The organism is Pseudomonas sp. SJZ103, assembly GCF_007828335.1.
Classification (GTDB): domain Bacteria; phylum Pseudomonadota; class Gammaproteobacteria; order Pseudomonadales; family Pseudomonadaceae; genus Aquipseudomonas.
In genome coordinates, this window is the sequence record NZ_VIUN01000025.1 from 33,024 (window position 1) to 56,341 (window position 23,318).

Genomic DNA, 23,318 nt, shown 5'->3' on the forward strand with positions numbered 1-23,318 from the left:
TCAGGCTACTTCACACAGCGCACTGGGGTCGATGGAAAGTGCCAGGCGCTGGCCATCCGGGTGCAGATCGTCCGCCGAGCGGTTGAGCACGTCCACCACCAATTCCACGCCACGGGCTTCGATGCGGTAGCGAATCACGTTGCCCAGCAGGCTGTGGCTGCGCACCAGCGCGTCGAGTTCGCCGTTGTGGCTCAGTTCGATGGCCTCTGGGCGAATCGCGATGCGCCCGCTGATCGGGCGTTGCAGCAGTTGGCTGGCCTTGTCGGCGTCCAGCAGGTTGTAGTTGCCGATAAAACCGGCGGCGAATACATCCACCGGTGCGGTATAGAGGGTCTCGGCATCGCCGCTTTGCACGATCTTGCCCTGGTTCATCAGGAAGATCCGGTCCGACATGGTCAGGGCTTCTTCCTGGTCATGGGTTACGAAGATCGTGGTCAACCCCAGTTCGCGCTGGATCTGGCGGATCTGTTCGCGCAGGTGCTTGCGAATCCGTGCATCCAGCGCCGACAACGGTTCATCCAGCAGCAACAGGCGCGGGCGAGTGACCAGTGAGCGGGCCAGGGCCACACGTTGGCACTGGCCACCGGACATCTGGTGCGGGTAGCGGCCGGCCAGGTCCTTGAGTTCCACCAGTTGCAGCACTTCCTGCACGCGCTTGTGGCTGTCATCGGCGTTGACCTTTTGCATGCGCAGGCCGAAGGCGACGTTCTGTTCCACAGTCATGTTGGGGAACAGCGCGTAGCTCTGGAACACCATGCCGATGTTGCGTTTTTGCGGACTCAGCGGAACGATGTCCTGGCCGTCCAGCAGGATTTTCCCACTGTCCACTGACGTCAGGCCGGCGATGCAGCGCAGCAGGGTGGACTTGCCACAACCGGATGGGCCGAGCAGGGTGACGAACTCGCCCTTGGCGACTTCGCAGTTGATGTCACTGAACACCGGGGTGCCGGCGTAGCTTTTTTGCAGGTGTTGGACGCTGACGAAGCTCATTGGCTTTTGTCCTTGTTCAAGATATTGGCGGCCCAGGTCAGCACCAGCACAAAGAAGAAATAGGAAATCACGACGGCGCTGGTGAAGTGGCCGCTGCTGTTGCGCATGTTGTTCAGGTACACCTGCAGGGTTTCGTAGCGAGTGCCCACGAGGATATTGGCGAACACGAACTCACCGAACAGGAACGAGAACGACAGCAGCAGCGCCACCATCAGGCCTTTGCGCAGGTTGGGCAGCACCACGAAGATCGCGGCTTGCCAGGTGCTGGCGCCAAGCAGTTGCGAGGCGTCCATCAGGTCGCGCAGGTTGATGGCTTGCAGGTTGTTGGTGATCGCCCGGTACATGAACGGCAGCGCCACGGTGAAGTAGCAGCCGATCAGGATCCAAGGCGTGCCCACCATCGCCAACGGCCCGGAACCGTACAGCTGCAGGAGGCCCACCGACGACACCACCGGCGGCACCGCAAACGGCAGCAGGATCAGGATGTTCATCAAGGCGTCGAGCTTGGGAAAGTGGTAATGCACCACGAACAGCAGCGGCAGGATCAACACCACCGACAGGATCAGCGCACCCACGCACACCAGCAAGGATTGCCCGAAGGCCATCAGGAAGCGTGGGTCGCTCCACAGTTGCACATACCATTTCACCGTGAAGCCAGCCGGCAGAATGGTCGCCGACCAACTGCTGGCAATGGAGTAGACAAAGGTGCCGATCAGCGGCAGCACCAGGATCGCGAACAACAGGTACACCACCACGCGGTGGTAAAGGGAGGCCGGGCCGGCTTCAGCGCGAGACATGGTAGCTCCTCTTGAGCAGCAGTTGATGGACCACGGTGACCACGGTCATCAGCGCCACCAGCACCACGGCCAGGGCGCTGGCCATGTTCGGATCGAGGGATACATCCCCCGACACCAGGCCGGCGATACGAATCGGCAGCACGTTGAAGTTACCGGTGGTCAAGGCGTAGACCGTCGCGTAGGCACCCAGGGCATTGGCCAGCAGGATCACGAACGTGCCCAGTAGCGCCGGGGTGAGCACCGGCAAGCCGATATGTCGCCAGAACTGCCAGCCATTGGCGCCGAGCAGGGCCGCCGACTCACGCCAGTCTTCGCGCAGTGCGTCAAAGGCCGGATAGAGCAGCAGCACGCCGAGCGGAATCTGGAAGTAGGTATAGAGGATGATCAAGCCGGTCTTGGAGTACAGGTTGAAGTCCTGAATGATCCCGGCTTGCTTGAGCATGATGGTGATGCTGCCGTTGAACCCCAGCAAAATGATGAACGCGAAGGCCAGGGGCACGCCGGCAAAGTTGCTGGTCATGTTGGCGAAGGCGGTGACGAAGTTGCGCAGCGGCGAATCCACCCGGCGGAGGGAGTAACTGCCCAGCGTGGCGATGATGATGCCGAAGATGCTCGAGTAGAAGCTGATCTCCAGGCTGAACTGGATGGCCTGCAGGTAGAACTTCGAACTGAAGATGCGCGTGAAGTTGTCCACGCCCCACCCGGTTTCTTCGGTTTGCAGACTATTGATCAGCACCCATACCAGCGGGGCGATCTCGAACACGATAAAAAACAGCGCGAAAGGCACCAGGCACAGCAGGGCCAGCCATTTGCCGCGGGATATTGAACTCACTTCAGTAACTCCCGGCACACAGGTTTGTCGTGGGGTACGCCCAGCAGTTCGCAGACGGTGCCGCACAGGTCGGTCTGTTTCGGTGTGGCCCCGGCGTCCAGGCTGAAGGCATCGCCGAGGACGAACAGCGGCACTTCCCGTTCTTCCGGCAGCAGGCCGTTGTGGGAGCGGTCGTTGTTCATGCCGTGGTCGGCGGTCACCAGCACCTGGTAACCGGCATCGAGCCAGGCTTGCAGGTAGTCGGCCAGGAGGATGTCGGCCGAGCGTGCGCTGTTGCGGTACTGCGGTGTGTCGAGGCCGTGCTTGTGGCCGGCGTCGTCGATGTTCATCGGGTGCACCACCAGGAAGTCCGGCGCGTGCTTGAGCCGCAGGCTTTCGGCGTCGGCGAACAGGTGGGAATCCGGGTAGTGGTCATTCCAGTAGAAATGCCCGTGCTGGATCGCCAGCGCCTTGTCGTCGGTATGACGATCCCGTGCGGCGAGAAAGGGCGTGCGGTTATACAACTCGCTGACCCAATGGTAAGCCGCCGCGGCAGTGGTAAGACCCGCGTCGGTGGCGTAATGGAAAATGCTGCGCTGGTTGGACAGGCGCGAGACCTGGTTGTGCACGATACCGCTGTGGATCGGTGGCACACCGGTGAGGATGCATTCATACAGCGGGCGGGACAGGGCGGGCAGTTCACATTCCAGCGTGTAGAGGGCTGCGCGTCCTGCGCCGACATAGGCCTGCAAGTGCCCCATTGTGTGCCGGGCAACCTCGAAGTTCAGGCCGTCGAGCACGACAAGGATGACTGGGTGCTTCATGGGGGGCGACGCTCCGCAATGATTGACTTGGCTCAATTCCTCTGGAGGAACGGGGTCAAAAATGTGGGAGGGGGCAAGCCCCCTCCCACATTGGATCTCCACTGGAGCTCCAATGTGGGATAAACCCTTACTTCATCTCTACGATGACCTGCTCGTTCCACAGCTGAGGCAGCTTTTTGGACGTCGCTTCCCAGGCATCGGCATCCTTGATCGGCTGCGGGTTGGCCTTGGTGTATTGCTCGCCCGGGATCAGGTTCTTGGCAATGTCGGCCGGCAGTTTCAGGTCGGTTTCAGCACGGATCGGACGTGCGTTGCCACGCGCCAGGTTGAGTTGGCCGGCGTCGCTGAAGATGTATTCGCGGGTCAGCTTGGCGGCGTTCGGGTGCTTGGCGTATTTGTTGATGATGGTGGTGTAGCCGGATTTCACCGAGCCGTCCGATGGGATCAACACCACGTAGTCATCCGGGTTGGCCATCTTGGCTTTGTAGCTCAGGCCGTTGAAGTCCCAGACGATCCCCACTTCGACTTCGCCTTTTTCCATGGTGGCGATGGTCGGGTTGGACAGGCCGAGGCGACCTTGCTGGGCGATCTTGGTGAAGAATTGCAGGCCGGGGGCGATGTTCTTTTCATCGCCTTTATTGGCGATGGCGGCGGCGAGTACGGCGTTGGAGGCCTGGGCCGCAGTGCTCACGTCACCCACCGAGACTTTGTATTTGCCGGTTTGCAGGTCAGCCCAGCTGGTAGGGACTTCGGAGCCGTGCAGCAGCTTCTTGTTGACGATGAACGCGATGGTGCCGGTGTAGGCCAGGGCCCAGTGACCGTCCTTGTCTTTCGCCCAATCCGGCACCGAAGCCCAGGTAGAAGGTTTATACGGCTGGGTGACTTCCTGCTTCACCGCGATCGGGCCGAAGGCGGCGCCTACGTCGCCGATGTCAGCGCTGGCGTTGTCTTTTTCGGCTTTGAACTTGGCGATTTCCTGGGCCGAGCTCATGTCGGTGTCGATGTGCTTGAGGCCGTAGGTCTTGGCCAGGTCTTCCCAGGTGCCTTTCCAGTTGGCCCAGTCATCGGGCATGCCGACGCTGTTGACGGCACCTTCCGCTTTCGCGGCGGCTTCCAGAGTTTTTAAATCGGTATCAGCGGCCATGGCGGCGGTGCACATGGCAATGGTCGAGCCTAACAGTGATGCCAGGAAAAGCTGTTTCATCCGAAGCTCCTTTGGGCGTTTTCAACGCGGCGGTGTTTTCTACGGTGTTGTTGGTCTAGGTCAGAGCAATACCTGAGCCAATCTAGACGCGATGGATGACAGTTTCATGTCGATGTCGTTTTTAAAGCCTTGATGTCGTTCGGCGCAGACTTAGCGTAGACCATGCTCAAATGCCCGCAGGGACTGGACTTGGCCGGCGTATTGCAGGGTGTGGTGCAGGGACGGGGCAGGGACTGTCATCTGTCGGTCATCAGGAGTGCCTAGGCTGGCAAGCAGTCGCGCAAGCCCATTTACCCAGCGGTTTGTGCACCTGAACAGTGCTGGTCTAGTCCAGATAGGTAACGTTGATGCGTGATGAGGCAATCAAGGCGGTGACATCCATTGGCCTGGCGCTGCAAGAGCAGATCGACCACGGCCTGTTGCCGCCCGCAAGCAAGCTGCCCGCCGAGCGCAAGCTCAGCGAGTTGTTTGGTACCACTCGAATTACGGTGCGGGAAGCCTTGTTACAACTGGAGGCTCAAGGGCAGATTTATCGCGAGGAGCGTCGTGGCTGGTTTGTCTCGCCGCCTCGGCTGGCCTACAACCTGATGCAGCGCAGTCACTTTCACGCCATGGTCAACGACCAGGGGCGGGTGGCGTCCACCGAAGTCATCAGTGCGCGGCTGCAACCGGCCTCGGCGGCGGTGTGTGCGTGGCTGCAGTTGCCAGCGTTGTCCCGCGTGATCCAGATCTGCCGGGGGCGGCGGATTGACGGGCGGCTGGTGTTATACGTGGAGCACTACCTGAACCCGCAGTATTTCCCGGGGATTCTTGAGTGCGACCTGAATCAGTCGATGACCGAGTTGTATGCGCGCAAGTACGACTTGCACTACGGGCGGGTGCGCTTCGAGATCGTGCCGACCTCATTGCCGGTGGAGGCTGCGGCGGCATTGCGCATGTCGGTGGGCAGCCCGGGCTTGCGGATCGCCCGGGTCAATTACGACCAGCACCAGCGGTTGATCGACTGCGACCTGGAATTCTGGCGGCATGATGCGATTCATGTTGGCGTCGATGTGGTGTGATCGGGGTGCTCGCTCCTACAGTGAGTGCACCGTGAGTTCCTTGATCACCTGATCCACATTGCTCTCCAACTCCGATACCGGGTCCGCGCCGTCTACGTTCAACACCAGCAGCGTTGAGCCGCCTGCCGTGATAGCGGCTTTCACTGCGTCACTCGGCTGGCGATGATGCAGCACTACGGCCACGTCGTTGTCCTTCAGCGCTGCACTGAGTTTCTGTAATGCCCCAGGCGTCCAATCGGCGTCGGGCCGGGCATCGGTGCTGAGCAGTTCCAGATTCAAACTGCTGATCAGATACGCAAAGTGATCGCTCAAACTGACCACACTCAGGTTGTCCGCCTTGGCCAGTCGCGCCTCGCTGTCGGCGCTGAGCTTGAGCAGGCGTTGCTTGAGGGCGGCCAGGTTGGCGTCGATCTTCGCCTTGGCGCCCGGGGCCAGGCGGCTCAGGTCGGCGGCCAGGACATCGGCCATGCGTCCCAGGTTGTTGCTCGATTGCCACGGCTGGCTGTTCAAACCATCGGTGACGCCAGGTTGCACGGCGATTCCCGGCAAGCCGCCATCCACCGGGCGTGCGGCATCGATTTCGACGATGCGGATATTGCTGCGCCGGGCCACGGGGTAGAGCGGGTCATCGGCCCACAGCGAGCGCAGGCCGATGGCGGCGTCGGCGTCCTGGGCCAGGGTGTTCAGTGCCGTCGCGCCACGCCCGGTGAAGTACGACACCTGTCGCGAGCCCGGCAGGTTGGCGGGGGCCGCGCGCTCAAGCTGCACGTCGGTGCCCTTGAGCAGCACCTGCGCGAGGCCGTAGGTGATCGGCAGCGAGGCCAGGACTTTGACCGGTTTTGCCGCGTGAGCAGCAGGTTTGCCCACGTCGGCCGCCATCAGTGGCGTGGTGATCAAGCAAGCGATGGCCAGGGCCAGAGGCTGAAGAACGGAGCGCATTATCCAAGGTTCCCTTTAAGGCTGGGCACGGTGCCGCGCGCGATGGCGGCAAAGGCAAAGGCGATACCGGCCATCAGGATGATCGCGGCACCGGAGGGGATGGGCAGGTCGAAGATGATCGGCAACAGGATCCCGCACAGGGTGCTGACGGTGGCGATCACCACCGATATCCAGAAGAAGCCTTTGAGCGACTGGCTCAGCAAGCGTGCCGCCGCGGCCGGAATCACCAGCAGCGCGCCCACCAGGATGGCGCCAATGACCTTGACTGCCGCCACGGTGATCAGCGTCACCAGGATCACGAACAGGTAGTCCAGGGTCTTCACCGCCACGCCACGCACCGCCGCCAATTGCGGGTTGAAGCTGGCGAGCATGATGCGGTTGTACAGCGGCAGCGCCAGCGCCATCACCAGGGCGCCGACAATCGCCAGTACCAGCAGGTCGTTGCCGTTGACCGTCAGCACCGAACCGAACAGCACGTTTTCGAGGATGTGCACGTTGATCTTGCCCGCCAGGATCAGCAGCAGGCTGGCGCCCAGTGCCAGGGACACCGACAGGAACACGCCGATCAAGGTGTCTGGCGCCAGGCCGGTGCGGTTGCGCAGGTAGTTGAGCAGGATGCCGAACAACAGGCAGTAACCGAACAGGCTGCCATAGGGGCCGGTGTAGGGCTCGCCCAGCAGAATGCCCACGGCCACGCCGGTCAGCGCGGCATGACCGACCGCTTCGGAGAAAAACGCAAAGCGCTTGACCACCACCAGCGTGCCCAGGCCGCCCAGCACCGGGCCGATCAGCAGGCCGGCGAGCAGGGCGTTGACGACAAAACCATAGGCCAACGCTTCCGGCAGGTAACCGGACGATGCCCAGCCCTGGACCATCAGGCGAAACGCTTCATAACTCATTGCGCCGTGCTCCGAGGATGGGTAGAGAACAGTGTCAGCAAGCGGTCCGGCGTCAGCGCCTCTTTCGGCGTGGCGTCGAACAGCAGGCGGCGGTTCAGGCCGGTGACGCGGTCGGCCAGGCGGCCCACGGCTTCCAGGTCGTGCTCGATCCATAGCACAGTGATCCCGGCCAGGCGCCAGTCACTGAGCAAGCGTTCGAACACTTGGATGCCGGCCTCATCGAGGGCCGACATCGGTTCATCGAGGACCAGCAGTTGCGGCGCGGGAATCAACCCCTGGGCCAACAACACACGCTGGCGCTCACCGCCAGACAGTGCGCCCATGCGGCGCTTGCGTTTGTCCTGCATGCCGACCCGTTCCAGCGCCTCGCCAATCGCGGCGGCGTACTGTTTGGACAACCCCAGAAACGCCGGACGGCGCTGGCACATGGCGGCCATGAAATCGTCGACGGTCATCGGCAAACCACGGTCGAACTCCAGCGCCTGGGGCACATAACCGATGGTGCCGGGCGTGGACGGCCACTGCAGGCTTAACCGACCCTGGTGCGGCGTTTGTCCCAGCAGGGTCTTGATCAGCGAGCTCTTACCGCCGCCGTTGGGGCCCACCAGCGCATGAATACTGCCCGGCTGCACCTGGAAGCTCACGCCGTCGAGGATCACGGTGCGGCCCAGGGTCAGGGACACCTTGTCGAAGTCGAGGGTCGGACCGACGCAGGCGACGTTAAGTTGTTCCGCTGCGGTCATGCCCCCGACTCCTGAATCGCCCGCACCACGGTGTTGAGGTTGCCGGTCATTTCCACTTCGTATTTTTCAGCGCTGTATTCGCCGTAGGAAATATGTGACAGCGGGTACAGCTTGACCCCGGATTCGCGCTGGATGGTGTCGACGTAAGTGGACGGGAAATCCATCTCCGAGAAGATCACCTTCACGTCCAGGGCGCGCAGTTCATCGATGGTTTTCTTCAACTGGCTGGGGCTCGGCTCGATACCGTGGGCCGGCTCGACCACGGCCGTGACTTCCAGGCCGAACTCGCGCAGCAGGTAATCGTAGGCCGCGTGCACGGTGGCGACGCGCAGGTCCGGGTTGGGCGCGCCGGTCAACTTGGCCAGGGCATCGGCACGCATCTGCCGCAGGCGTTTGCCATAGGCGCGGGCGTTCTGGGTGTAGGTCTTGGCGTTGTCCGGGTCGAGCTTGCCCAGTTCCCGGGCGATGTTGTTGACCTGGGCAATCGACGCACTGATCGACAGGAACGTGTGCGGGTTGACCACCTTGCCGGCACCGCGCGCGGCGTTGCCGGTAGCCGCCAGCAGCGGCACATTGGCGTTGGCTTCGATCACCGGGATGTCCGGGCGCTCGCTGGTGGCGATCATGCGGTCGGCGAAGTCGTCATGGCCGACGCCGTTGAGCACGATCACATCCAGGGTGCCGATGCGCTTGATGTCTTCGGCGCGTGGCTCGTAGGCGTGGGGGTTGAAGCCGGCCGGGATCAGCGGCACCACTTCTGCCTTGTCGCCGACGATATTGGCCACGTAGCTGTAATACGGGTGCAGGGTGATACCGATACGCAGGCGTTTGGCCGCCTCGGCATTCGCGAGGGGAGCGAGTATCAGGCTGAACAGGCCAACCAGAAATACGCGCAACAGGGGAGATGAAATAGACATGGGCAATCGGTCTTCTCGTTCAGTGGCGGTGCTGGCGGGTGACGCCGGCATCGAATTGCGCGATCACCTGCTGCCAGCCGGCTGCGATCAGCGCCTGGTCAGTGAGGTCGGCGGGGGTGGCCAGGTCTTTGCTGCGGTTGAGCCAGATGTCCGGCTCGTCACCTTGCACGCGCATGAGCAGCGAGCCACTGGTGGTCGGTGCCTGGCTCAGTCCCAGATAGGCCGAATTCGCCAGCAACTGCCAGCGGTGGTCGCCACGACTGACCGAACTGGCGTCGTGGGCAAACGGCGCAAAGCCTTCTGCGGCCAGTTGCTCGGGGGTGGGCAGGGCGCTTTGCTCTTGCTGCAGCACGTGGATTTCATCCAGCGTTACCCGCAGGTCGGCGTAGATGCCTTGTTCGGCGGCGCTCAGGTCGCGGCGGGCGTCCAGTTGATGGCTGGGCACCGCCGCGACCTCCTGGGTTTCACCGTGCAGCGCCACCACCGTTCCCGCCACCGCCAGGATGATCAGGCACAGCAGCAGCACGTAGAGGGTCTCGTGGCCGGCACCGGCGGGGCGTACAACCTGTGTGGTACTCATTGAGCCTGGATATCCGCTTGGTCGATTTCCACCACGTGACCGGGGCCGGCATCAAACAGCACGTAGAACTCGGACGCGGGCTTTTTGAAGGTCAGTGTGGAGTCCTGGCCGAGCTTGCCGGGCACCAGGATGGTTTCGTCGTAGCCGATCACATCCAGGGTCACGCCGGGGGCGCCGCTGCCGTCGGAGAAACCGCCTTTGCACTGGATCTGCTCGCCGGGGATTTCCTTGCATTCGCACATCGGGTTGTGGGCAAAGGCTGTGGTACTGAAACCGGCGCACAGCAACAGCGCGGCGCGGGACAGGCGCTTGAACGTCATGGTTTAACTCCTTGCTTGTTCAGCCAGGCAATGGTGGCAGGCGAGGCCTGGCTCAACGGGATGGAACCCTGGTGCATGGTGCCGTCCCAGCCTTCCATGGTGACCCACAGTTCGGCGTCGACGGGGGTGCGTTCCGGCACGGGCAGGCCGGCACCCATGCGGTACGGGGTGCCGAAGAAAATCACCCCGGCGGCACGCAGGCTGCGCGGTTTGCCGATGCGCAGGTACGTGGCCTTGACCTGGTCGGCGCAGGTGTCACACAGGGCGGCATTGAAGAACTTCATCGGGCCGGCCGGGTCGGGGCGCGGGCCTTCATTGCGGAATTCGGCCAGTTTGAGGCTCCAGGGTCCGACCTGCACATCGCCGGCCACACGCTCGCCGATGCCGGTATCACCGCGAAACAGCGCGGCATCGGCGAAGTATTTGGGCATGAAGCCCAGCGGTACCAGCAACAACAGGACATTGATGTGGAAACGCCATTTCAGCCAAAAGGACCGCAACGGTGAAGGCGGGGTAGCGTTAGCGGACTTGCTCATGAGTTGGCCTCCGAGGTTTCAGCCTGCATGGCCGGGATGGACGCCGGCGCACGTTGCGTCTTGGCTTCGCGCTTGAGAGCGTTGAGGGTGGCCAGGGCAGTGCGCTTGGTCCAGATCAGCAAGCCGCTCAGGACCATCATGCTCAGCACGAGGCCGAAGAACGCCCAGATCAGCTTGATCCAGAGGCCACCGAAGTCGCCGGTGTGCAGGGGCCGCATGGATTCGGTGACGAACTCCAGCTTGGTGCGGTCGGACAGCAGGTGCGACGAGGCGATTTCACCGTCATACGGGTTGATCTGCGCGGTCTGGAACATCAGCGGATACCAGCCTCGCCCGCCGATTTGCAGGTGGCTGTAAGCATTGAGCGGCAGGCTCACGAAACTCGCCTCCAGCCCCGGGATACGTTGGGTAGCGATCGCGATCGCCTCATCCACGGGAATCATCGGTGCCGGCACGCCTGGGGCTGAGGTTGGGACTTTTTCACGGGCGATCACCGGGACGATGGGCTCGCTGGAGATGGAGATCTGGTTATCACCCAGGATTGCCTGGATCAGGAACCAGGTGCCGGTGATGGAAATCACCGCAATAAACCAGATCGACCAGATACCGCTCAGGCGGTGGAAGTCGCCCCAGAAAATTCGCGCGCCGTGGCGGATACGCAGGGTCGGCTTGAAAAAGCCTTTCCAGAAGCGCTTATACACCACCAGCCCGGTGACCAGTGAGGCCAGTAACGGCAAACCGAGCAGCGACACCAGGTACCAGCCCCAGCTGAAGCCATTGGTAAACGGCACCAGCCACCAGCCGTGCAGGGCGCGGGTGAACTGACGGAAGTTGAACGACGGGCTGATGCCTTGGATCGCCCCGGTGTACGGGTTGACGTAGACCTCTACCGAGCGCCCGTCCGGGTAGCTGAGGTCGACACTCAGGGCAAAGTGCGACTCGTCCGGACGACTGAGAGACTGCACGATTACCTGGGGTTCGGCCCGCTTGATGGCGCTGATCACCTGGTCGTAGCTCAGCGGCTCGGCATCATCCGACGGCTTGCTCGCACGGATGTCCGGGTTGGCCAGCCACACGATTTCCTGGCTGACCACCGCCAGGGTGCCGGTGACGCAGACGATCAGTACAAAGAACCAGATGGGCAAGGCCAGCCAGCTATGTACGAGAAACCAGAGTTTTGAGCGTGACTTCTTGGACATGTGAATGAGGGTCTTGATCAGAGGGGGGCGAAAGAGGCCCGAAAAAGGCCAGTCGTAGCTTTTGCTGACGCGACGGGCTGTATCTAAATTAAGACGGATGAGAATGAGAAATCCCCAAGGCCGATATGAAAGAAAATGTTTCAGGTTCACATTCAGTGGGTTTAAGGCGTGCAGGGGTTGATCATGAGGTGGGGAGGAGCCGGCGAACCGGCCCCGATGCTCAGTCTTGCTGGAACATCTCCATGGCGCGTTGACGGATCTGTTCTTCGCTGAGGTCTTCCTTGCGGGTGGCTAGGTACCAGAGGTGACCGTAGGGATCCTTCACGCTGCCCGAGCGGTCGCCATAGAAGCGGTCCTCTGGTTCGGACACCACGCTGGCGCCGGCTGCGACGGCTTGTTTGAACTGCGCGTCCACGTCGTTCACATACAGATGCAAGGCCACACTCGTGCTTTCAGTCGGATTGCCCAGGGACATCTGATCGCAGGGCGTGCCCAGCATGATCGCCGAATCACCAATGCGCAGCTCGGCATGGCCAACCCTGCCATCGGGCATGTCCAGGCGCATGATCTGGGTGGCGCCGAAGGCTTTTTTGTAAAACTCGATAGCCTCTGAGGCTTTGTCGATGCCCATATAGGGCGTGACGCTGTGATAACCCTCCGGAATAGGTTTAACGCTCATATCGTTCTCCTTGATTGGGGTGGTGGTGAACCGGCCTTTTCACTATAGGCCACGCCAATCAAGGGCTCTGTCGGTCCCGACCAGGGGATGCTCAACTGGGTTCCAGCAACTGAGCCCCCGGCCCGCGCTCAGCGAGCTGGTCGTCCTGGTTACGCAGCGGGCACGCGTCCATCGACAGGCACCCGCAACCAATGCAGCCATTGAGCTTGTCGCGCAGCAGCATCAGCTTATTGATGCGCTCATCCAGGTCTTCCCGCCACCGCGCGGACAAGCGCTCCCAGTCTTGAGCGTTGGGCGTGCGTCCATTCGGCAGCGTCTGCAAGGCCTCGCCAATCGTCGCCAACGGAATTCCCAGGCGCTGGGCGATCTTGATCACCACCACCCGGCGCAGTACATCCCGGGGATAGCGCCGTTGATTGCCGGCAGTGCGATGACTCTTGATCAGCCCCTTGTTTTCATAGAAGTGCAGGGCCGTGACGGCCACGCCGCTGCGGGCTGCCAGTTGGCCCACGGTGAGTTCCTTGGTAATCATGAAAACTCCGATTAAGCGCTTGACCTTGACTTAACTAGAGGTTTTACCCTGCGTGACATTGAATCGCAAGATTCTGCCTACAGAGAAAGGGGAGTTTTCATGCAGGTATCTGAGAAGAATCGCAGCTTCACTCAGTTGATCGAATTTCACATCGAACCCCAGCAACAAGTGGCGCTGGTGGCCGCCTTGTCCACCCAAAGCGAGCGCCTGGCCCAGGGCCATGGCGGTTTTATCAATGCGAGTGTGCAGGTCAGCGAAGACGGGCGGCGGGTGCTCAATTACCTGCAGTGGCGTTCCCGCGAGGACGGTGAAGCGGCGTTCCAGTGCTTTGAGCATGGCGAGGAAGATTTCTGGACGCTGATTCGCGCGCACCAGGCCACGGCCGTGACCTTCGGTTCGTTCCAAGTGCTGCGCAGTTTCGAGCGCAGCCATGACAACGCGTTGCACTGCCGGCTAAATGGATAGATGCAGCATCCGTTCGCCTTGCACATTTTCCCCGGGGCGGCGCTTGTTCACCGCCAACTCGCCGATCTTGATCAGGCGTGTGCGCGTGACGTTGCGGCTCAGCCCCAGCAGGTTGGCGGTGTGCACCTGGTTGTAATGGCTGAAGCGGTAGGCGGCGCGCAATAGCGCATCTTCGACCTTTTCGTGCAGGGCGCCGGCCTGTTCTTCGAAGAGCTTTTGAAACGCGCGCTCCAGCAAGGCCTCAGCGCTGTTGTCGGTGCCGTGCTGGCTGTCGTCCTGGCGCTCGATGCGCATGTTCGACAGGCGCAGGTCGTCGCGTTCGATCACGCCGTTGCGGCAGATCAGCAGGGTGTGGTGAATCACGTTTTCCAGCTCGCGGATATTGCCCGGCCAGCTGTAGCTCTTTAGCTTGTGTTCGGCTTCGCGGCTGATGGTGATCGGGCCGTAGCCCAGGCGCTGGCTGTAGGCTTCGATAAAATGCCGGGTCAGCGGCAGGATATCGCCGGGGCGCTCGCGCAGCGGGCTGAGCTCGAGGCTGACGACGTCGAGGCGGTAGTAGAGGTCTTCGCGAAAATGTCCGGCGTTGATGGCCTTTTCCAGTTGTACGTTGGTGGCGGCCAGTACGCGCACATCGATCGCAATGCTCTTACGCGAACCCAGGCGCACCACTTCACGCTCCTGCAGCACCCGCAGCAACTTGACCTGGATGGGCATCGGCAAATCGCCGATTTCATCGAGGAACAAGGTGCCACCATCTGCCTCTTCGAACCAGCCGGCCTTGGCACTCAGGGCGCCGGTAAACGCGCCTTTTTCATGGCCGAACAGCTCGGCTTCCACCAGGGATTCAGAGAACGCGCCGCAGTTCACCGCTACGAACGGCCGGTTGCGCCGCGCGCTGAGGTTGTGGATATGGCGCGCCACCAGCTCTTTACCGGTTCCGGTCTCGCCGATGATCAGCACGCTGGCTTCGCTGGGCGCCACTTGCTGGATGTGGTCGAGCAGCGCCTTGGATTTCGGGTCTTCGAAGACCTGGGCCGTGGCGCGGATCGACGTCGCGAGGGCGGGCGAGGGCGGTAAGGTTAGAAGCTGCATGGGCACCTCTTTTTTATGAGTAGAACGTCGGAATCGGCAGGGATTGGTTCAACGCCCAGTCCCCCAGTTCGTGGAGTTTGTAGTCGACCGGGTCGTGCAGGGTTTGTGTGCGCAGGTTGCGCCAATGGCGGTCCAGACGCAGTGAAGCGTGGGTGGAGCGTGCGCCGGTGACTTCAAACAGGCGGCTGCACAGGTCCAGGCCTTGGCGGGTGGCGGCGACCTTGGCGGTAGCGATGGCAATCGCCAGTTGGCCGCGTTCGTGTTCGCTGAGGTGGGGGCCTTTGGCCCAGGCGTGGTCGAGCAATTCGGCGGCACGCTCCACCAATAGACGCACGCCTTCCAGCGCCACCCAGAATTCGCCGTAGTGATGCAACACGTAAGGGTCCTGGCGCACGTCTTCGGTCGAGGACTTGTGCCAGGAACGGGTCTCGGTGAGCGTGTAGTTGCGTGCTTCTTCAAATGCACCTTCGGCGATGCCGAGGAACATATGGGTGAAGGTCAACTGGGCGATCAGCGGGCGCAGGCAGGCAAAAGGCGTGCTCAGCGGGCCCGGGTCGATCAGCAATTCCGACTCCTCGACGCGCACCCGTTCGAAGCTGGCGCTACCGCTGTCGGTCTGGCGTTGGCCGATGTTGTTCCAGTCGTTGTGCAGGGTGATGCCACTGCGTCCGCTGGGGATGGCGGCGATCAGCAGCTTGCCGCCGGCGCTTTCATCCACCGCCGAGGCAATCAGCATTTCCGAGTCGCTGGCGCCGGAGCAGAAGCTCTTTTTGCCGGAGAACTCACGCCAGCCGCCGAAGTCCTTGACCACCGTGCGTGTGTCCAATGGGTTGAGGGCGTTGCCCCAGAACCAGTTTTTGCGCGCGGTCTGTTCGAACCACGGTTGCCACTGGTCCGGCCGCGAGAACAGGCGCACGGTGGCGAGCATCAGGTGGTGGAAGCCGAAGACGTGGGCAATGGAGCTGTCGACCTTGGCGAACTCGCGCACGATGGCCAGGGTGTCACTCCAGCGGGCGCCGAGGCCACCGTATTGGGTGGGAATGCTCAGGGCCAGCAGGCCGCTTTGGCGCAGGGCATCACGTTCGGTCTTGGGAGTGCCACCGCGCTCGTCGCGTTCGACGGCGGTGAGGGCGAATTCGGCGGCCAGCAATCTGGCGGTCTGCAACGGTGATGGCAGGACGCTGTGGGGTTTGGCTGTCACGGGGTCTCCTCTTTATAAGCGGGAACGACCAATGCCGCTCCCGCCGCTGCGCCGATCAGGCCTTGGCTGGCAGAACATCGTTGGCAATCATTTCGCCGAACGGGCCAGTGAGGTTGGTGATGCCGCGTCCGGCCAGGCTGGCATAGGGTTCCGGCAGCAGCGGGAACACCAGCTCGGCAAAGCGATAGGCTTCTTCCAGGTGCGGGTAGCCGGAGAAGATGAAGCTCTCGATGCCCAGGTCGGCGTATTCCTTGATGCGTTCGGCCACTTGCTGCGGGTTGCCCACCAGCGCGGTACCGGCACCGCCGCGCACCAGGCCGACACCGGCCCACAGGTTGGGGGCGATTTCCAGGTTGTCGCGGCGCCCGTCGTGCAGGGCGGCCATACGGCGTTGGCCTTCGGAATCAAAGCGCGAGAAGGATTTTTGCGCAGCGGCGATGGTGTCGTCGCTGATGTGCTCGATCAGCTTGTCGGCAGCTTTCCACGCGTCCTCTTCGGTCTCGCGCACGATCACGTGCAGGCGAATGCCGAACTTCACCGTACGCCCGTGGCGGGCAGCGCGCTCACGCACATCTGCGAGTTTTTCGGCGACGGCGGCGGGCGGCTCGCCCCAGGTCAGGTACACATCCACCTGTTCGGCGGCGAGGTCGTGGGCGGCATCGGAGGAGCCGCCGAAATACAGCGGTGGATAAGGCTTCTGCACCGGTGGGTAAAGGGCCTTGGCGTTCTGCACGCGCAGGTGTTTGCCTTCGAAATCTACTGACTCGCCCTGCAACACGCGGCGCCAGATCTGTAGGAATTCGTCGGAGACTTCGTAGCGTTCGCTGTGGTCGAGGAAGCTGCCGTCGCCGCGGTTCTCATCGGGATCGCCGCCGGTGACCACATTGATCAGCAAGCGGCCGTTGGACAGGCGATCCAGGGTCGCCGCCATGCGGGCAGAAACGGTCGGCGAGATGATGCCCGGGCGAATTGCCACCAGGAAACGCAGGCGTTCGGTCAGCGGCACCAACGCCGAGGCGATGACCCAGGAGTCTTCGCATGAGCGGCCGGTAGGAATCAGCACGCCGTGGTAACCCAGGCTGTCAGCCGCCTGCGCGACTTGCTTCAGATAATTGAGGGTGACCGGCCGTGCACCTTGGGTGGTACCCAGGTAATGACCGTCGCCATGTGTCGGCAGAAACCAGAAAACATCCATGACCAATCCTTAAGCGATTTTCAGCAGAGAGGGGGAGTGCGCAGCAAACAACGGCGCTGCGCGTTCTGCCGCAAGACGTATCCGGCCCTTCAAGGGCTCACTGGTTATTTGGTAGTCGGTGAAGTCGGCCTCTGTGGCGTACACGCCGATCGGTAGGGTGAGGGCCTGGAAGAAGCTGAACAGCGGACGCAGTTGATGATCGAGGACCAGCGCGTGGCGTTCACTGCCGCCGGTGGCGGCGAGCAGTACCGGTGTGTTGATCAGGGCGTTGAGGCCAATCAGGTCAAACAGGTGCTTGAGCAGGCCAGGGTAGGAACCGCGATAGACCGGTGCAGCGACGATCAGCAGGCCGGCCTGTTCGATGGCCACCAGTTGGGCTTCGACCTCGGCGGGCAATTCATCGCGTGACAGCGCACCACCCAGGGGCCGGGCAATGTCGCCCAATTCGATCAGGGTGGTCTGGATCGGCAGTAAGGTCGCCAGCTCAGCCAGTACGGCTTGGGTCAGCACGAGGGTACGGGACGGACGCCAGGTTCCGCCGGAGAGGGCGACGACATTCAGGGGACGGGTCATGAACAGTTCCTTTATCAACAGTGGTTCATAGCAGGTGGGGTGCAACGTGTTGAGCAAGAGCTGTACCAACGGCTACAGGCCTTGATCGGCGTGGGTTGCAGGTTCACTGCTGAAAAATGCTGCTGTTGTCTGACTTGTGATTTGTTGAATGGCTGTTGCCTGGCAAACAGTTGCGTGGCGAACAGTGCGGGTTCGGCGTGAGCCATTTATAGAAGGTTGCAGTTATTCCGTAAATGAACGTATTTCCATATTTATAGATCATAAGGAAATATGTCGTTTCCTATCGAGGGTGCCTAGGTGGTCGATAGCGACTATCACGGACGGTGATTTTTCACTGCGCAACGGCGGGAGTAGCCTGTGTTCATTGACTCGAAACCTTCTTTGCAGGGCTACCGCCATGAACCGATTTCTCGCTGTTTCCTTATTAATTGTCACTTCCGTCCTCGCCGGCTGTGCGACCCATCCTTCGCCCGAATTACGGCCCTACTCAGCGGAAGAAACCAAGCAGTTGGCCTTGGAAGCACTGAGCCGTCGTGGGTTGTCGTTTGATGAGTACCAGCAGCAGCGCGCCGCACTGACCGGCCAGCCACAGAAACCCTTTGGCTTTGATCGCCAGGGCGAAATGAACGCCGAACGCAGCGTGACCTTGCATGGTCGTCCCAGTTGAGCCTGCGCCGAATGGAAAAAAGCCCGAGGATTCCCTTAAGGAACCTCGGGCTTTTTGTTTGCCATGGCGTGACTTCAGCCTGTTAAGCTGAATTTCAGGAGCGTTCCTACGCACATTTACTTAAAGTTGTCCTTCTTTAATGGCATTCGATCCGGTAAACCTGACGACCTCTGTTCCGGCCGATGCCCCTGAGACGCTGCTCTCGGGGACCTGCTTTGCGAGTCTTAACTGTCATGAATAAACGTCCGCTGTATTTCGACTACGCCGCCACCACCCCGGTGGACGAGCGCGTCATCCAGGTGATGGTCGAGTGTCTGGGCTTCAACGCCAACTTCGGTAACCCCGCGTCCAGTTCTCATGCGTTCGGCCAAGCGGCCCGGCAAACGGTTGAACAGGCGCGTCGCCAGGTGGCGGAGTTGGTGGGCGCACAGCCTGAACAGATCGTCTGGACCTCAGGCGCCACTGAATCCAACAACCTCGCGATCAAGGGCGTTGCCCAGGCGCGGGGTGTGGCGGGCGGGCATATCATCACCAGCCAGATCGAACACAAGGCCACGCTGGATACCGCGCGGCAGTTGCAGGAAGCCGGTGTGGCCGTGACTTACCTGGTGCCGGACGCCGATGGGTTGATCAGCGCCGAGGCAGTCAGCGAGGCATTGCGTGAAGACACCTTTCTGGTATCGCTGATGCTGGTGAATAACGAACTGGGCACCCTCAATGACGTCCCGGCCATCGGCGCGCGCGTGCGTGAGCATGGCGCGTTATTGCATGTCGACGCGGCGCAAGGGGCGGGCAAGGTGACGATCGATTTGGCGCAGTGGCCGGTGGACCTGATGTCGTTTTCCGCGCACAAGCTGTATGGCCCCAAGGGGGTTGGTGCGTTGTATGTCGGCCCCCGGGCGCAACAGAAAGTGTTGGCACAGATTCATGGTGGCGGTCACGAAGGTGGCCTGCGCTCTGGTACCCTGGCCACCCATCAGATTGCGGGCATGGGCGCGGCGTTCGCCCTGGCGGCGGCGTCTTTTGCTGAGGAGAAGGCCGTGATTGTGGCCTTGCGTCAGCGCCTGCTGGACCAGTTGGAGACCATCGGTGGCGTGCGCCTCAACGGCAGTCCTGCGCAGCGCATTCCTCACACCCTCAGCCTTACCTTCAGCGAAGGTGAGTTTGACGCTGCGGCATTGAGTGCCGGCATCGCCTTTTCTGCGACCTCTGCGTGCAATTCAGCCAGCAATGCGCCTTCCCACGTGCTGCTTGCGTTGGGCCATGACGTGCGTTCTGCCAGCCGTACCATACGTTTGAGCCTTGGCCGGTTTACCACCGAGCAGGATATCGACCAGGCTGTGCAATTGATCAAGGCCGCACTGGCCAGCGCCCCGGCGTTCTGGGCCGTCTGATTTTTTCATAACAATTATTAGTGGTTAGCAGGAGACACAATGAGTACGCAGCCCTTGATCTATGGAACGGTTCCCCAGCGCCTGGCGCACATCCGCGAACTGATGAGCCACGAGGGCATCCATGCCCTGCTGGTGCCGTCGGCTGACCCGCATTTGTCCGAGTACTTGCCGGGTTACTGGCAGGGGCGTCAATGGTTGTCGGGCTTCCATGGTTCGGTAGGCACGTTGATTGTCACTGCGGATTTCGCCGGTGTCTGGGCCGACAGCCGTTACTGGGAACAGGCCACCAAGGAGCTCAAGGGCAGCGGCATTGAATTGGTCAAGCTGCAACCGGGCCAACCCGGGCCGCTGGAATGGCTGGCCGAGCAGACGCCGGAAGGCGGCGTGGTGGCAGTGGACGGCGCGGTGATGGCTGTCGCTTCTGCGCGCACGTTGGGCGCCAAGTTGGCAGAACGTGGCGCTCGCCTGCGTACCGATATCGACATACTCGATGCCGTTTGGAAAGACCGTCCGAGCCTGCCGAACCAGCCGATCTATGAGCATCTGCCGCCTCAGGCGACCGTCAGCCGTGGCGATAAACTTGCCGCACTGCGCGCCAGTTTGAAAGAGAAGGGCGCTGACTGGCACTTCATCGCGACCCTGGATGACATCGCCTGGCTGTTCAACCTGCGCGGAGGCGATGTTTCGTTTAATCCGGTGTTTGTTTCGTTTGCCTTGATCAATCAACAACAGGCCACGTTGTTTGTGGCGCTGAGTAAAGTTGATTCAGACTTGCGCGCGGTGCTTGCGCAGGATGGTGTGACGTTGCGCGATTACAGCGAAGTGGCGGATGCCCTGCGTGCAGTGCCATCGGGTGCCAGCTTGCAAGTTGACCCCGCCCGCGTGACTGCCGGTTTGCTGGAAAACCTGGATGCCGGCGTCAAGCTGATTGAAGGCCTGAACCCGACCACACTGGCCAAATCCCGCAAAAGCCTGGCGGACGCGGAACACATTCGCCGGGCCATGGAGCAGGACGGCGCGGCCCTTTGCGAATTCTTCGCCTGGCTGGAGAGTGCGCTGGGTCGTGAGCGCATCACTGAGCTGACCATCGATGAGTACCTGACGGCTGCTCGCAGCCGTCGCCCCGATTATGTGTCGCTGAGCTTCAATACCATCGCCGCATTCAATGCCAACGGTGCGATGCCGCATTACCACGCGACCGAAGATGAGCATGCGGTGATCGAAGGCGATGGATTGCTGCTGATCGACTCAGGTGGCCAGTACCTGGGTGGCACCACGGACATCACTCGGATGGTGCCTATTGGCACGCCGAGCAACGAACAGAAACGTGACTGCACCCGTGTACTAAAGGGCGTTATTGCATTGTCCCGTGCACATTTCCCCAAGGGGATTTTGTCACCGCTGCTGGATTCCATTGCCCGCGCGCCGATTTGGGCTGAAGGCGTGGACTACGGCCACGGTACCGGGCATGGCGTAGGCTATTTCCTCAATGTGCATGAAGGCCCACAAGTGATCGCCTATCAGGCGGCCCCTGCGCCGCAAACCGCGATGCAGCCAGGGATGATCACCTCCATCGAGCCGGGCACCTACCGCCCTGGACGCTGGGGCGTGCGTATCGAGAACCTGGTATTGAACTGCGAAGCAGGCAAGACCGAATTTGGTGAGTTCCTCTCGTTTGAAACCCTGACCTTGTGCCCGATCGACACCCGTTGCCTGGAGCCGTCGCTGCTCACTGCGGATGAACGCGAGTGGTTCAACGCGTATCACGCCCAGGTGCGTGAACGCCTGAGCCCGCTGCTCAGCGGTGCTGCGTTGGAGTGGCTGCAGATGCGCACGATGGCCATTTAACCTGTTGCAAAATCAGGAGCTGCAATAATTTAGTTGCAGCGCCGCGAAGGGACGGGGTTGTATCAGGCATTTATATGAGCAGTCGATGGTGACTGCTCGGAGGAGATCACTTGCAGATGACGATCATGCTGCGGCTGGTATAGCCGGCAGGGTTGATGCCGAAGGGGTAGTCCCCTGGCTCCTCGGAATTGTCACCGGACTTGGCGATAACCCGGTAGCCCTTGGCGCCGCAAGAGTTGGTTGCACTGGTGTAGCACTGGTCCCAGGAAGAAGACAGGCCGGAACAGTTGATATGCAGCCCTTTTTTGCCGCGTTTTACTTCTGTCTTGGTAGTCGCGGCACAGCCAGCAATGGCCAGGACCATTAACAGTATCAAAATTCGCTTCATTCCTATCCTTAATAGCCACTTCGCAATGCTCGAAGTCGGCTCTACTCGCTCTCGAGTGTAGCGTTCGTGCTGTCCTTGTCGAAAAACTCCATGAATGACATTCGTTTGCAGTTTAAACATGGCCTAAATACGCAGCAAATACCAGAGCAACTTTCAAAGATGATTCAATCTGCCGGAACCAGCGGCTTTGAGTCATTGCGCATTGTCAGTGTCGCGCCTACCGAGGCCAGGATAATGCAGCTTATGGCCAGCCATTGCGGTAGGGAGAGGTGTTCCTGTAGGAAGAAAAGTCCCGAGAGCGCGCCGAAAGCAGGCTCAATGCTCATAAGCGTTCCGAAGGTGCGGGCGGGGAGGCGTGTCAGCGCTACCATCTCCAGGGTGTAGGGAAGTGCAGTGGACAGAATCGCGACACCGATGGCGACCGGGATCAATGCAGGGGTCAGTAGCGCGGTACCGGCATGGACAATGCCGATGGGCGCAACAAACAGGGCAGCGATCATCACACCCAGGGCGGCGGTTTGGACGCCGTTGTCGTTACCCGCTTTCTGTCCGAACAGAATGTAGAGTGCCCAGCACACACCCGCACCCAATGCATAGGCCGCGCCGACCAGGTCGATTCCGCTGCTGGCTTCTCCCGAGGGAATTAACAGGAGCAGGCCGACGATCGCGAGGGCGATCCACAGGAAGTCTATCGCTCGGCGCGATGCGTAGATTGCGACGGCGAGCGGTCCGGTGAATTCAAGGGCTACGGCAATTCCTAAGGGAACGCTGCGCAAGGACATATAGAAGAGGAAGTTCATGCCACCCAGGGCCATCCCGTAGACGACCACGGTACGCAGGGATTTTGCGGTCAGCCTGGCGCGCCATGGTCGCAATATCAGCAGCATGATTACGCTGGCGAAGATCAGGCGCAGGGTTGTGGTGCCTTGTGCTCCCACAATCGGGAACATGCTTTTCGCCAGTGATGCTCCGGACTGGATGGAGGCCATAGCGATCAACAGTAGGCCGACCGGAAACAATGCCGAGGCCAAACTGCGGTGGGAGGTGGTCATTGGGGTGTTCGTCCAAGGTCATATTTGAGAAGCCGGGGCCGCTATGATGCTTAACTGTTGTATGTTGAGCAATATATTGCTCAAATTTACAGTGGTGGCCTGCTATATATAGAGGGATTTTAAGGTTGGTAGGTGCTTTGATAGGAAAACCAAATTAAGTGTTGACGGCAGATTCTGGAAGTCTATAATTCGCCCCACTTCCGGCGCAGTCGAAACTTAAAACTCCTTGCTAAACAAAGAGTTATGCAGGATTAGACGGCGAGTTGCTTCAGTTCATCGAAGCCCAGAAGGAGTTGATAGAGTCGTGTTGTTTGGCACTATTAACGATTCGATCTTCTCGGTCGAAAGCGGAGAAAAAGAGGTGTTGACAGCAGCGTGTAACGCTGTAGAATTCGCCTCCCGCTAACGAGAG

General features: G+C 61.0%; 26 protein-coding genes. 5 read left to right on the plus strand and 21 right to left on the minus strand.

The window, feature by feature from the left end; genetic code table 11:
• From FBY10_RS30660 to FBY10_RS30680, 5 genes are all read right to left on the minus strand, one after another.
• Positions 1 to 990, minus strand: coding sequence for an ABC transporter ATP-binding protein (locus FBY10_RS30660; protein ID WP_131699187.1), 990 nt, complete (start codon positions 988 to 990; stop codon positions 1 to 3).
• A complete protein-coding gene (locus FBY10_RS30665) occupies positions 987 to 1,787 on the minus strand; it encodes an ABC transporter permease (protein ID WP_131699188.1) in 801 nt (266 codons plus the stop codon). Before FBY10_RS30665 ends, FBY10_RS30660 begins: the two co-directional genes overlap by 4 nt.
• Entirely contained in the window at positions 1,774 to 2,619 is an 846-nt protein-coding gene (locus tag FBY10_RS30670) for an ABC transporter permease subunit (protein WP_145338799.1), read from the minus strand. Before FBY10_RS30670 ends, FBY10_RS30665 begins: the two co-directional genes overlap by 14 nt.
• Positions 2,616 to 3,422 (minus strand): alkaline phosphatase family protein, encoded by an 807-nt coding sequence (locus FBY10_RS30675; protein ID WP_131699190.1) that lies wholly within the window; start codon positions 3,420 to 3,422, stop codon positions 2,616 to 2,618. The genes FBY10_RS30670 and FBY10_RS30675 overlap by 4 nt, the downstream gene beginning before the upstream one ends.
• Positions 3,423 to 3,549: 127 nt before the next feature.
• Positions 3,550 to 4,626, minus strand: coding sequence for an ABC transporter substrate-binding protein (locus FBY10_RS30680; RefSeq protein WP_131699191.1), 1,077 nt, complete (start codon positions 4,624 to 4,626; stop codon positions 3,550 to 3,552).
• Positions 4,627 to 4,973: 347 nt separating this feature from the next.
• On the opposite strand from FBY10_RS30680, the gene FBY10_RS30685 reads away from it, so the two are divergent.
• Positions 4,974 to 5,687, plus strand: a complete 714-nt coding sequence (locus FBY10_RS30685) for a UTRA domain-containing protein (protein ID WP_145338800.1) — start codon at positions 4,974 to 4,976, stop codon at positions 5,685 to 5,687.
• A gap of 15 nt (positions 5,688 to 5,702) precedes the next feature.
• On the opposite strand, the gene FBY10_RS30690 is transcribed toward FBY10_RS30685, so the two are convergent.
• The 10 genes from FBY10_RS30690 to soxR all read right to left on the minus strand — a co-directional run bounded on the left by FBY10_RS30690 (position 5,703) and on the right by soxR (position 13,031).
• The gene (locus FBY10_RS30690) at positions 5,703 to 6,626 is read right to left on the minus strand and encodes a metal ABC transporter solute-binding protein, Zn/Mn family (RefSeq protein ID WP_145338801.1); all 924 of its coding nucleotides are present in this window, start codon (positions 6,624 to 6,626) and stop codon (positions 5,703 to 5,705) included.
• Positions 6,626 to 7,525, minus strand: coding sequence for a metal ABC transporter permease (locus FBY10_RS30695; RefSeq protein ID WP_131699194.1), 900 nt, complete (start codon positions 7,523 to 7,525; stop codon positions 6,626 to 6,628). Before FBY10_RS30695 ends, FBY10_RS30690 begins: the two co-directional genes overlap by 1 nt.
• Complete coding sequence (locus tag FBY10_RS30700) at positions 7,522 to 8,268, minus strand: metal ABC transporter ATP-binding protein (RefSeq protein ID WP_131699195.1); 747 nt, start codon at positions 8,266 to 8,268, stop codon at positions 7,522 to 7,524. Before FBY10_RS30700 ends, FBY10_RS30695 begins: the two co-directional genes overlap by 4 nt.
• Positions 8,265 to 9,185 (minus strand): metal ABC transporter substrate-binding protein, encoded by a 921-nt coding sequence (locus FBY10_RS30705; RefSeq protein ID WP_065924535.1) that lies wholly within the window; start codon positions 9,183 to 9,185, stop codon positions 8,265 to 8,267. The genes FBY10_RS30700 and FBY10_RS30705 overlap by 4 nt, the downstream gene beginning before the upstream one ends.
• A 19-nt stretch (positions 9,186 to 9,204) precedes the next feature.
• A complete protein-coding gene (locus FBY10_RS30710; protein ID WP_131699196.1) occupies positions 9,205 to 9,765 on the minus strand; it encodes a DUF6162 family protein in 561 nt (186 codons plus the stop codon).
• Complete coding sequence (locus tag FBY10_RS30715) at positions 9,762 to 10,085, minus strand: hypothetical protein (RefSeq protein ID WP_131699197.1); 324 nt, start codon at positions 10,083 to 10,085, stop codon at positions 9,762 to 9,764. The genes FBY10_RS30710 and FBY10_RS30715 overlap by 4 nt, the downstream gene beginning before the upstream one ends.
• A complete protein-coding gene (locus FBY10_RS30720; protein WP_131699198.1) occupies positions 10,082 to 10,621 on the minus strand; it encodes a thiamine pyrophosphate-binding protein in 540 nt (179 codons plus the stop codon). Before FBY10_RS30720 ends, FBY10_RS30715 begins: the two co-directional genes overlap by 4 nt.
• The gene (locus tag FBY10_RS30725; RefSeq protein ID WP_131699199.1) at positions 10,618 to 11,820 is read right to left on the minus strand and encodes a PepSY domain-containing protein; all 1,203 of its coding nucleotides are present in this window, start codon (positions 11,818 to 11,820) and stop codon (positions 10,618 to 10,620) included. The genes FBY10_RS30720 and FBY10_RS30725 overlap by 4 nt, the downstream gene beginning before the upstream one ends.
• A gap of 220 nt (positions 11,821 to 12,040) precedes the next feature.
• A complete protein-coding gene (locus tag FBY10_RS30730) occupies positions 12,041 to 12,499 on the minus strand; it encodes a VOC family protein (protein WP_145338802.1) in 459 nt (152 codons plus the stop codon).
• Between the two features lie 91 nt (positions 12,500 to 12,590).
• Complete coding sequence (gene soxR, locus FBY10_RS30735; RefSeq protein WP_131699201.1) at positions 12,591 to 13,031, minus strand: redox-sensitive transcriptional activator SoxR; 441 nt, start codon at positions 13,029 to 13,031, stop codon at positions 12,591 to 12,593.
• A 99-nt stretch (positions 13,032 to 13,130) separates the two neighbouring features.
• Between soxR and FBY10_RS30740 the strand changes: the two genes are divergently transcribed.
• On the plus strand, positions 13,131 to 13,496 hold the full coding sequence (locus tag FBY10_RS30740; RefSeq protein ID WP_065924540.1) for an antibiotic biosynthesis monooxygenase: 366 nt from the start codon (positions 13,131 to 13,133) through the stop codon (positions 13,494 to 13,496).
• Here the strand turns inward: FBY10_RS30740 and FBY10_RS30745 are convergent.
• Genes FBY10_RS30745 through msuE form a run of 4 tightly spaced genes read right to left on the minus strand, consistent with a single transcriptional unit; the run spans position 13,485 to position 17,557 of the window.
• Positions 13,485 to 14,588: a sigma-54-dependent Fis family transcriptional regulator gene (locus FBY10_RS30745; protein WP_131699202.1), complete on the minus strand. Its 1,104-nt coding sequence runs from the start codon at positions 14,586 to 14,588 to the stop codon at positions 13,485 to 13,487. The genes FBY10_RS30740 and FBY10_RS30745 overlap by 12 nt on opposite strands.
• A gap of 13 nt (positions 14,589 to 14,601) precedes the next feature.
• Positions 14,602 to 15,789: an acyl-CoA dehydrogenase family protein gene (locus tag FBY10_RS30750; RefSeq protein WP_145338803.1), complete on the minus strand. Its 1,188-nt coding sequence runs from the start codon at positions 15,787 to 15,789 to the stop codon at positions 14,602 to 14,604.
• A gap of 55 nt (positions 15,790 to 15,844) precedes the next feature.
• Positions 15,845 to 16,984 (minus strand): FMNH2-dependent alkanesulfonate monooxygenase, encoded by a 1,140-nt coding sequence (gene ssuD, locus FBY10_RS30755; RefSeq protein ID WP_145338804.1) that lies wholly within the window; start codon positions 16,982 to 16,984, stop codon positions 15,845 to 15,847.
• A gap of 9 nt (positions 16,985 to 16,993) precedes the next feature.
• On the minus strand, positions 16,994 to 17,557 hold the full coding sequence (gene msuE / locus FBY10_RS30760; protein ID WP_145338805.1) for an FMN reductase: 564 nt from the start codon (positions 17,555 to 17,557) through the stop codon (positions 16,994 to 16,996).
• Between the two features lie 397 nt (positions 17,558 to 17,954).
• Between msuE and FBY10_RS30765 the strand changes: the two genes are divergently transcribed.
• The 3 genes from FBY10_RS30765 (at position 17,955) to FBY10_RS30775 (ending at position 21,466) form a co-directional block, all read left to right on the plus strand.
• Positions 17,955 to 18,224, plus strand: coding sequence for a hypothetical protein (locus FBY10_RS30765; protein ID WP_131699206.1), 270 nt, complete (start codon positions 17,955 to 17,957; stop codon positions 18,222 to 18,224).
• A gap of 233 nt (positions 18,225 to 18,457) precedes the next feature.
• A complete protein-coding gene (locus tag FBY10_RS30770) occupies positions 18,458 to 19,618 on the plus strand; it encodes a cysteine desulfurase family protein (RefSeq protein WP_145338806.1) in 1,161 nt (386 codons plus the stop codon).
• Between the two features lie 39 nt (positions 19,619 to 19,657).
• A complete protein-coding gene (locus tag FBY10_RS30775; RefSeq protein WP_145338807.1) occupies positions 19,658 to 21,466 on the plus strand; it encodes an aminopeptidase P family protein in 1,809 nt (602 codons plus the stop codon).
• A 106-nt stretch (positions 21,467 to 21,572) separates the two neighbouring features.
• On the opposite strand, the gene FBY10_RS30780 is transcribed toward FBY10_RS30775, so the two are convergent.
• Both FBY10_RS30780 and rhtA read right to left on the minus strand, forming a co-directional pair.
• Positions 21,573 to 21,854 carry a hypothetical protein gene (locus FBY10_RS30780; RefSeq protein WP_048730152.1) on the minus strand — a complete coding sequence of 94 codons (282 nt, stop codon included), beginning with the start codon at positions 21,852 to 21,854 and terminating at the stop codon, positions 21,573 to 21,575.
• A gap of 164 nt (positions 21,855 to 22,018) precedes the next feature.
• On the minus strand, positions 22,019 to 22,906 hold the full coding sequence (gene rhtA, locus FBY10_RS30785; protein ID WP_145338808.1) for a threonine/homoserine exporter RhtA: 888 nt from the start codon (positions 22,904 to 22,906) through the stop codon (positions 22,019 to 22,021).
• Between the last annotated feature and the right edge of the window lie 412 nt (positions 22,907 to 23,318).

Bases quoted from the DNA above. Each gene is read 5' to 3' on its own strand.
- FBY10_RS30690 (WP_145338801.1), bottom strand. From the start codon at position 6,626: ATGCGCTCCGTTCTTCAGCCTCTGGCCCTGGCCATCGCTTGCTTGATC.
- FBY10_RS30725 (WP_131699199.1), bottom strand. From the start codon at position 11,820: ATGTCCAAGAAGTCACGCTCAAAACTCTGGTTTCTCGTACATAGCTGG.
- FBY10_RS30720 (WP_131699198.1), bottom strand. From the start codon at position 10,621: ATGAGCAAGTCCGCTAACGCTACCCCGCCTTCACCGTTGCGGTCCTTT.
- FBY10_RS30765 (WP_131699206.1), top strand. From the start codon at position 17,955: ATGAACCGATTTCTCGCTGTTTCCTTATTAATTGTCACTTCCGTCCTC.
- FBY10_RS30695 (WP_131699194.1), bottom strand. From the start codon at position 7,525: ATGAGTTATGAAGCGTTTCGCCTGATGGTCCAGGGCTGGGCATCGTCC.
- msuE (WP_145338805.1), bottom strand. From the start codon at position 17,557: ATGACCCGTCCCCTGAATGTCGTCGCCCTCTCCGGCGGAACCTGGCGT.
- FBY10_RS30710 (WP_131699196.1), bottom strand. From the start codon at position 9,765: ATGAGTACCACACAGGTTGTACGCCCCGCCGGTGCCGGCCACGAGACC.
- soxR (WP_131699201.1), bottom strand. From the start codon at position 13,031: ATGATTACCAAGGAACTCACCGTGGGCCAACTGGCAGCCCGCAGCGGC.
- FBY10_RS30740 (WP_065924540.1), top strand. From the start codon at position 13,131: ATGCAGGTATCTGAGAAGAATCGCAGCTTCACTCAGTTGATCGAATTT.
- FBY10_RS30715 (WP_131699197.1), bottom strand. From the start codon at position 10,085: ATGACGTTCAAGCGCCTGTCCCGCGCCGCGCTGTTGCTGTGCGCCGGT.
- rhtA (WP_145338808.1), bottom strand. From the start codon at position 22,906: ATGACCACCTCCCACCGCAGTTTGGCCTCGGCATTGTTTCCGGTCGGC.
- FBY10_RS30780 (WP_048730152.1), bottom strand. From the start codon at position 21,854: ATGAAGCGAATTTTGATACTGTTAATGGTCCTGGCCATTGCTGGCTGT.
- FBY10_RS30685 (WP_145338800.1), top strand. From the start codon at position 4,974: ATGCGTGATGAGGCAATCAAGGCGGTGACATCCATTGGCCTGGCGCTG.
- FBY10_RS30730 (WP_145338802.1), bottom strand. From the start codon at position 12,499: ATGAGCGTTAAACCTATTCCGGAGGGTTATCACAGCGTCACGCCCTAT.
- FBY10_RS30770 (WP_145338806.1), top strand. From the start codon at position 18,458: ATGAATAAACGTCCGCTGTATTTCGACTACGCCGCCACCACCCCGGTG.
- ssuD (WP_145338804.1), bottom strand. From the start codon at position 16,984: ATGGATGTTTTCTGGTTTCTGCCGACACATGGCGACGGTCATTACCTG.
- FBY10_RS30705 (WP_065924535.1), bottom strand. From the start codon at position 9,185: ATGTCTATTTCATCTCCCCTGTTGCGCGTATTTCTGGTTGGCCTGTTC.
- FBY10_RS30680 (WP_131699191.1), bottom strand. From the start codon at position 4,626: ATGAAACAGCTTTTCCTGGCATCACTGTTAGGCTCGACCATTGCCATG.
- FBY10_RS30665 (WP_131699188.1), bottom strand. From the start codon at position 1,787: ATGTCTCGCGCTGAAGCCGGCCCGGCCTCCCTTTACCACCGCGTGGTG.
- FBY10_RS30700 (WP_131699195.1), bottom strand. From the start codon at position 8,268: ATGACCGCAGCGGAACAACTTAACGTCGCCTGCGTCGGTCCGACCCTC.
- FBY10_RS30660 (WP_131699187.1), bottom strand. From the start codon at position 990: ATGAGCTTCGTCAGCGTCCAACACCTGCAAAAAAGCTACGCCGGCACC.
- FBY10_RS30745 (WP_131699202.1), bottom strand. From the start codon at position 14,588: ATGCAGCTTCTAACCTTACCGCCCTCGCCCGCCCTCGCGACGTCGATC.
- FBY10_RS30775 (WP_145338807.1), top strand. From the start codon at position 19,658: ATGAGTACGCAGCCCTTGATCTATGGAACGGTTCCCCAGCGCCTGGCG.
- FBY10_RS30675 (WP_131699190.1), bottom strand. From the start codon at position 3,422: ATGAAGCACCCAGTCATCCTTGTCGTGCTCGACGGCCTGAACTTCGAG.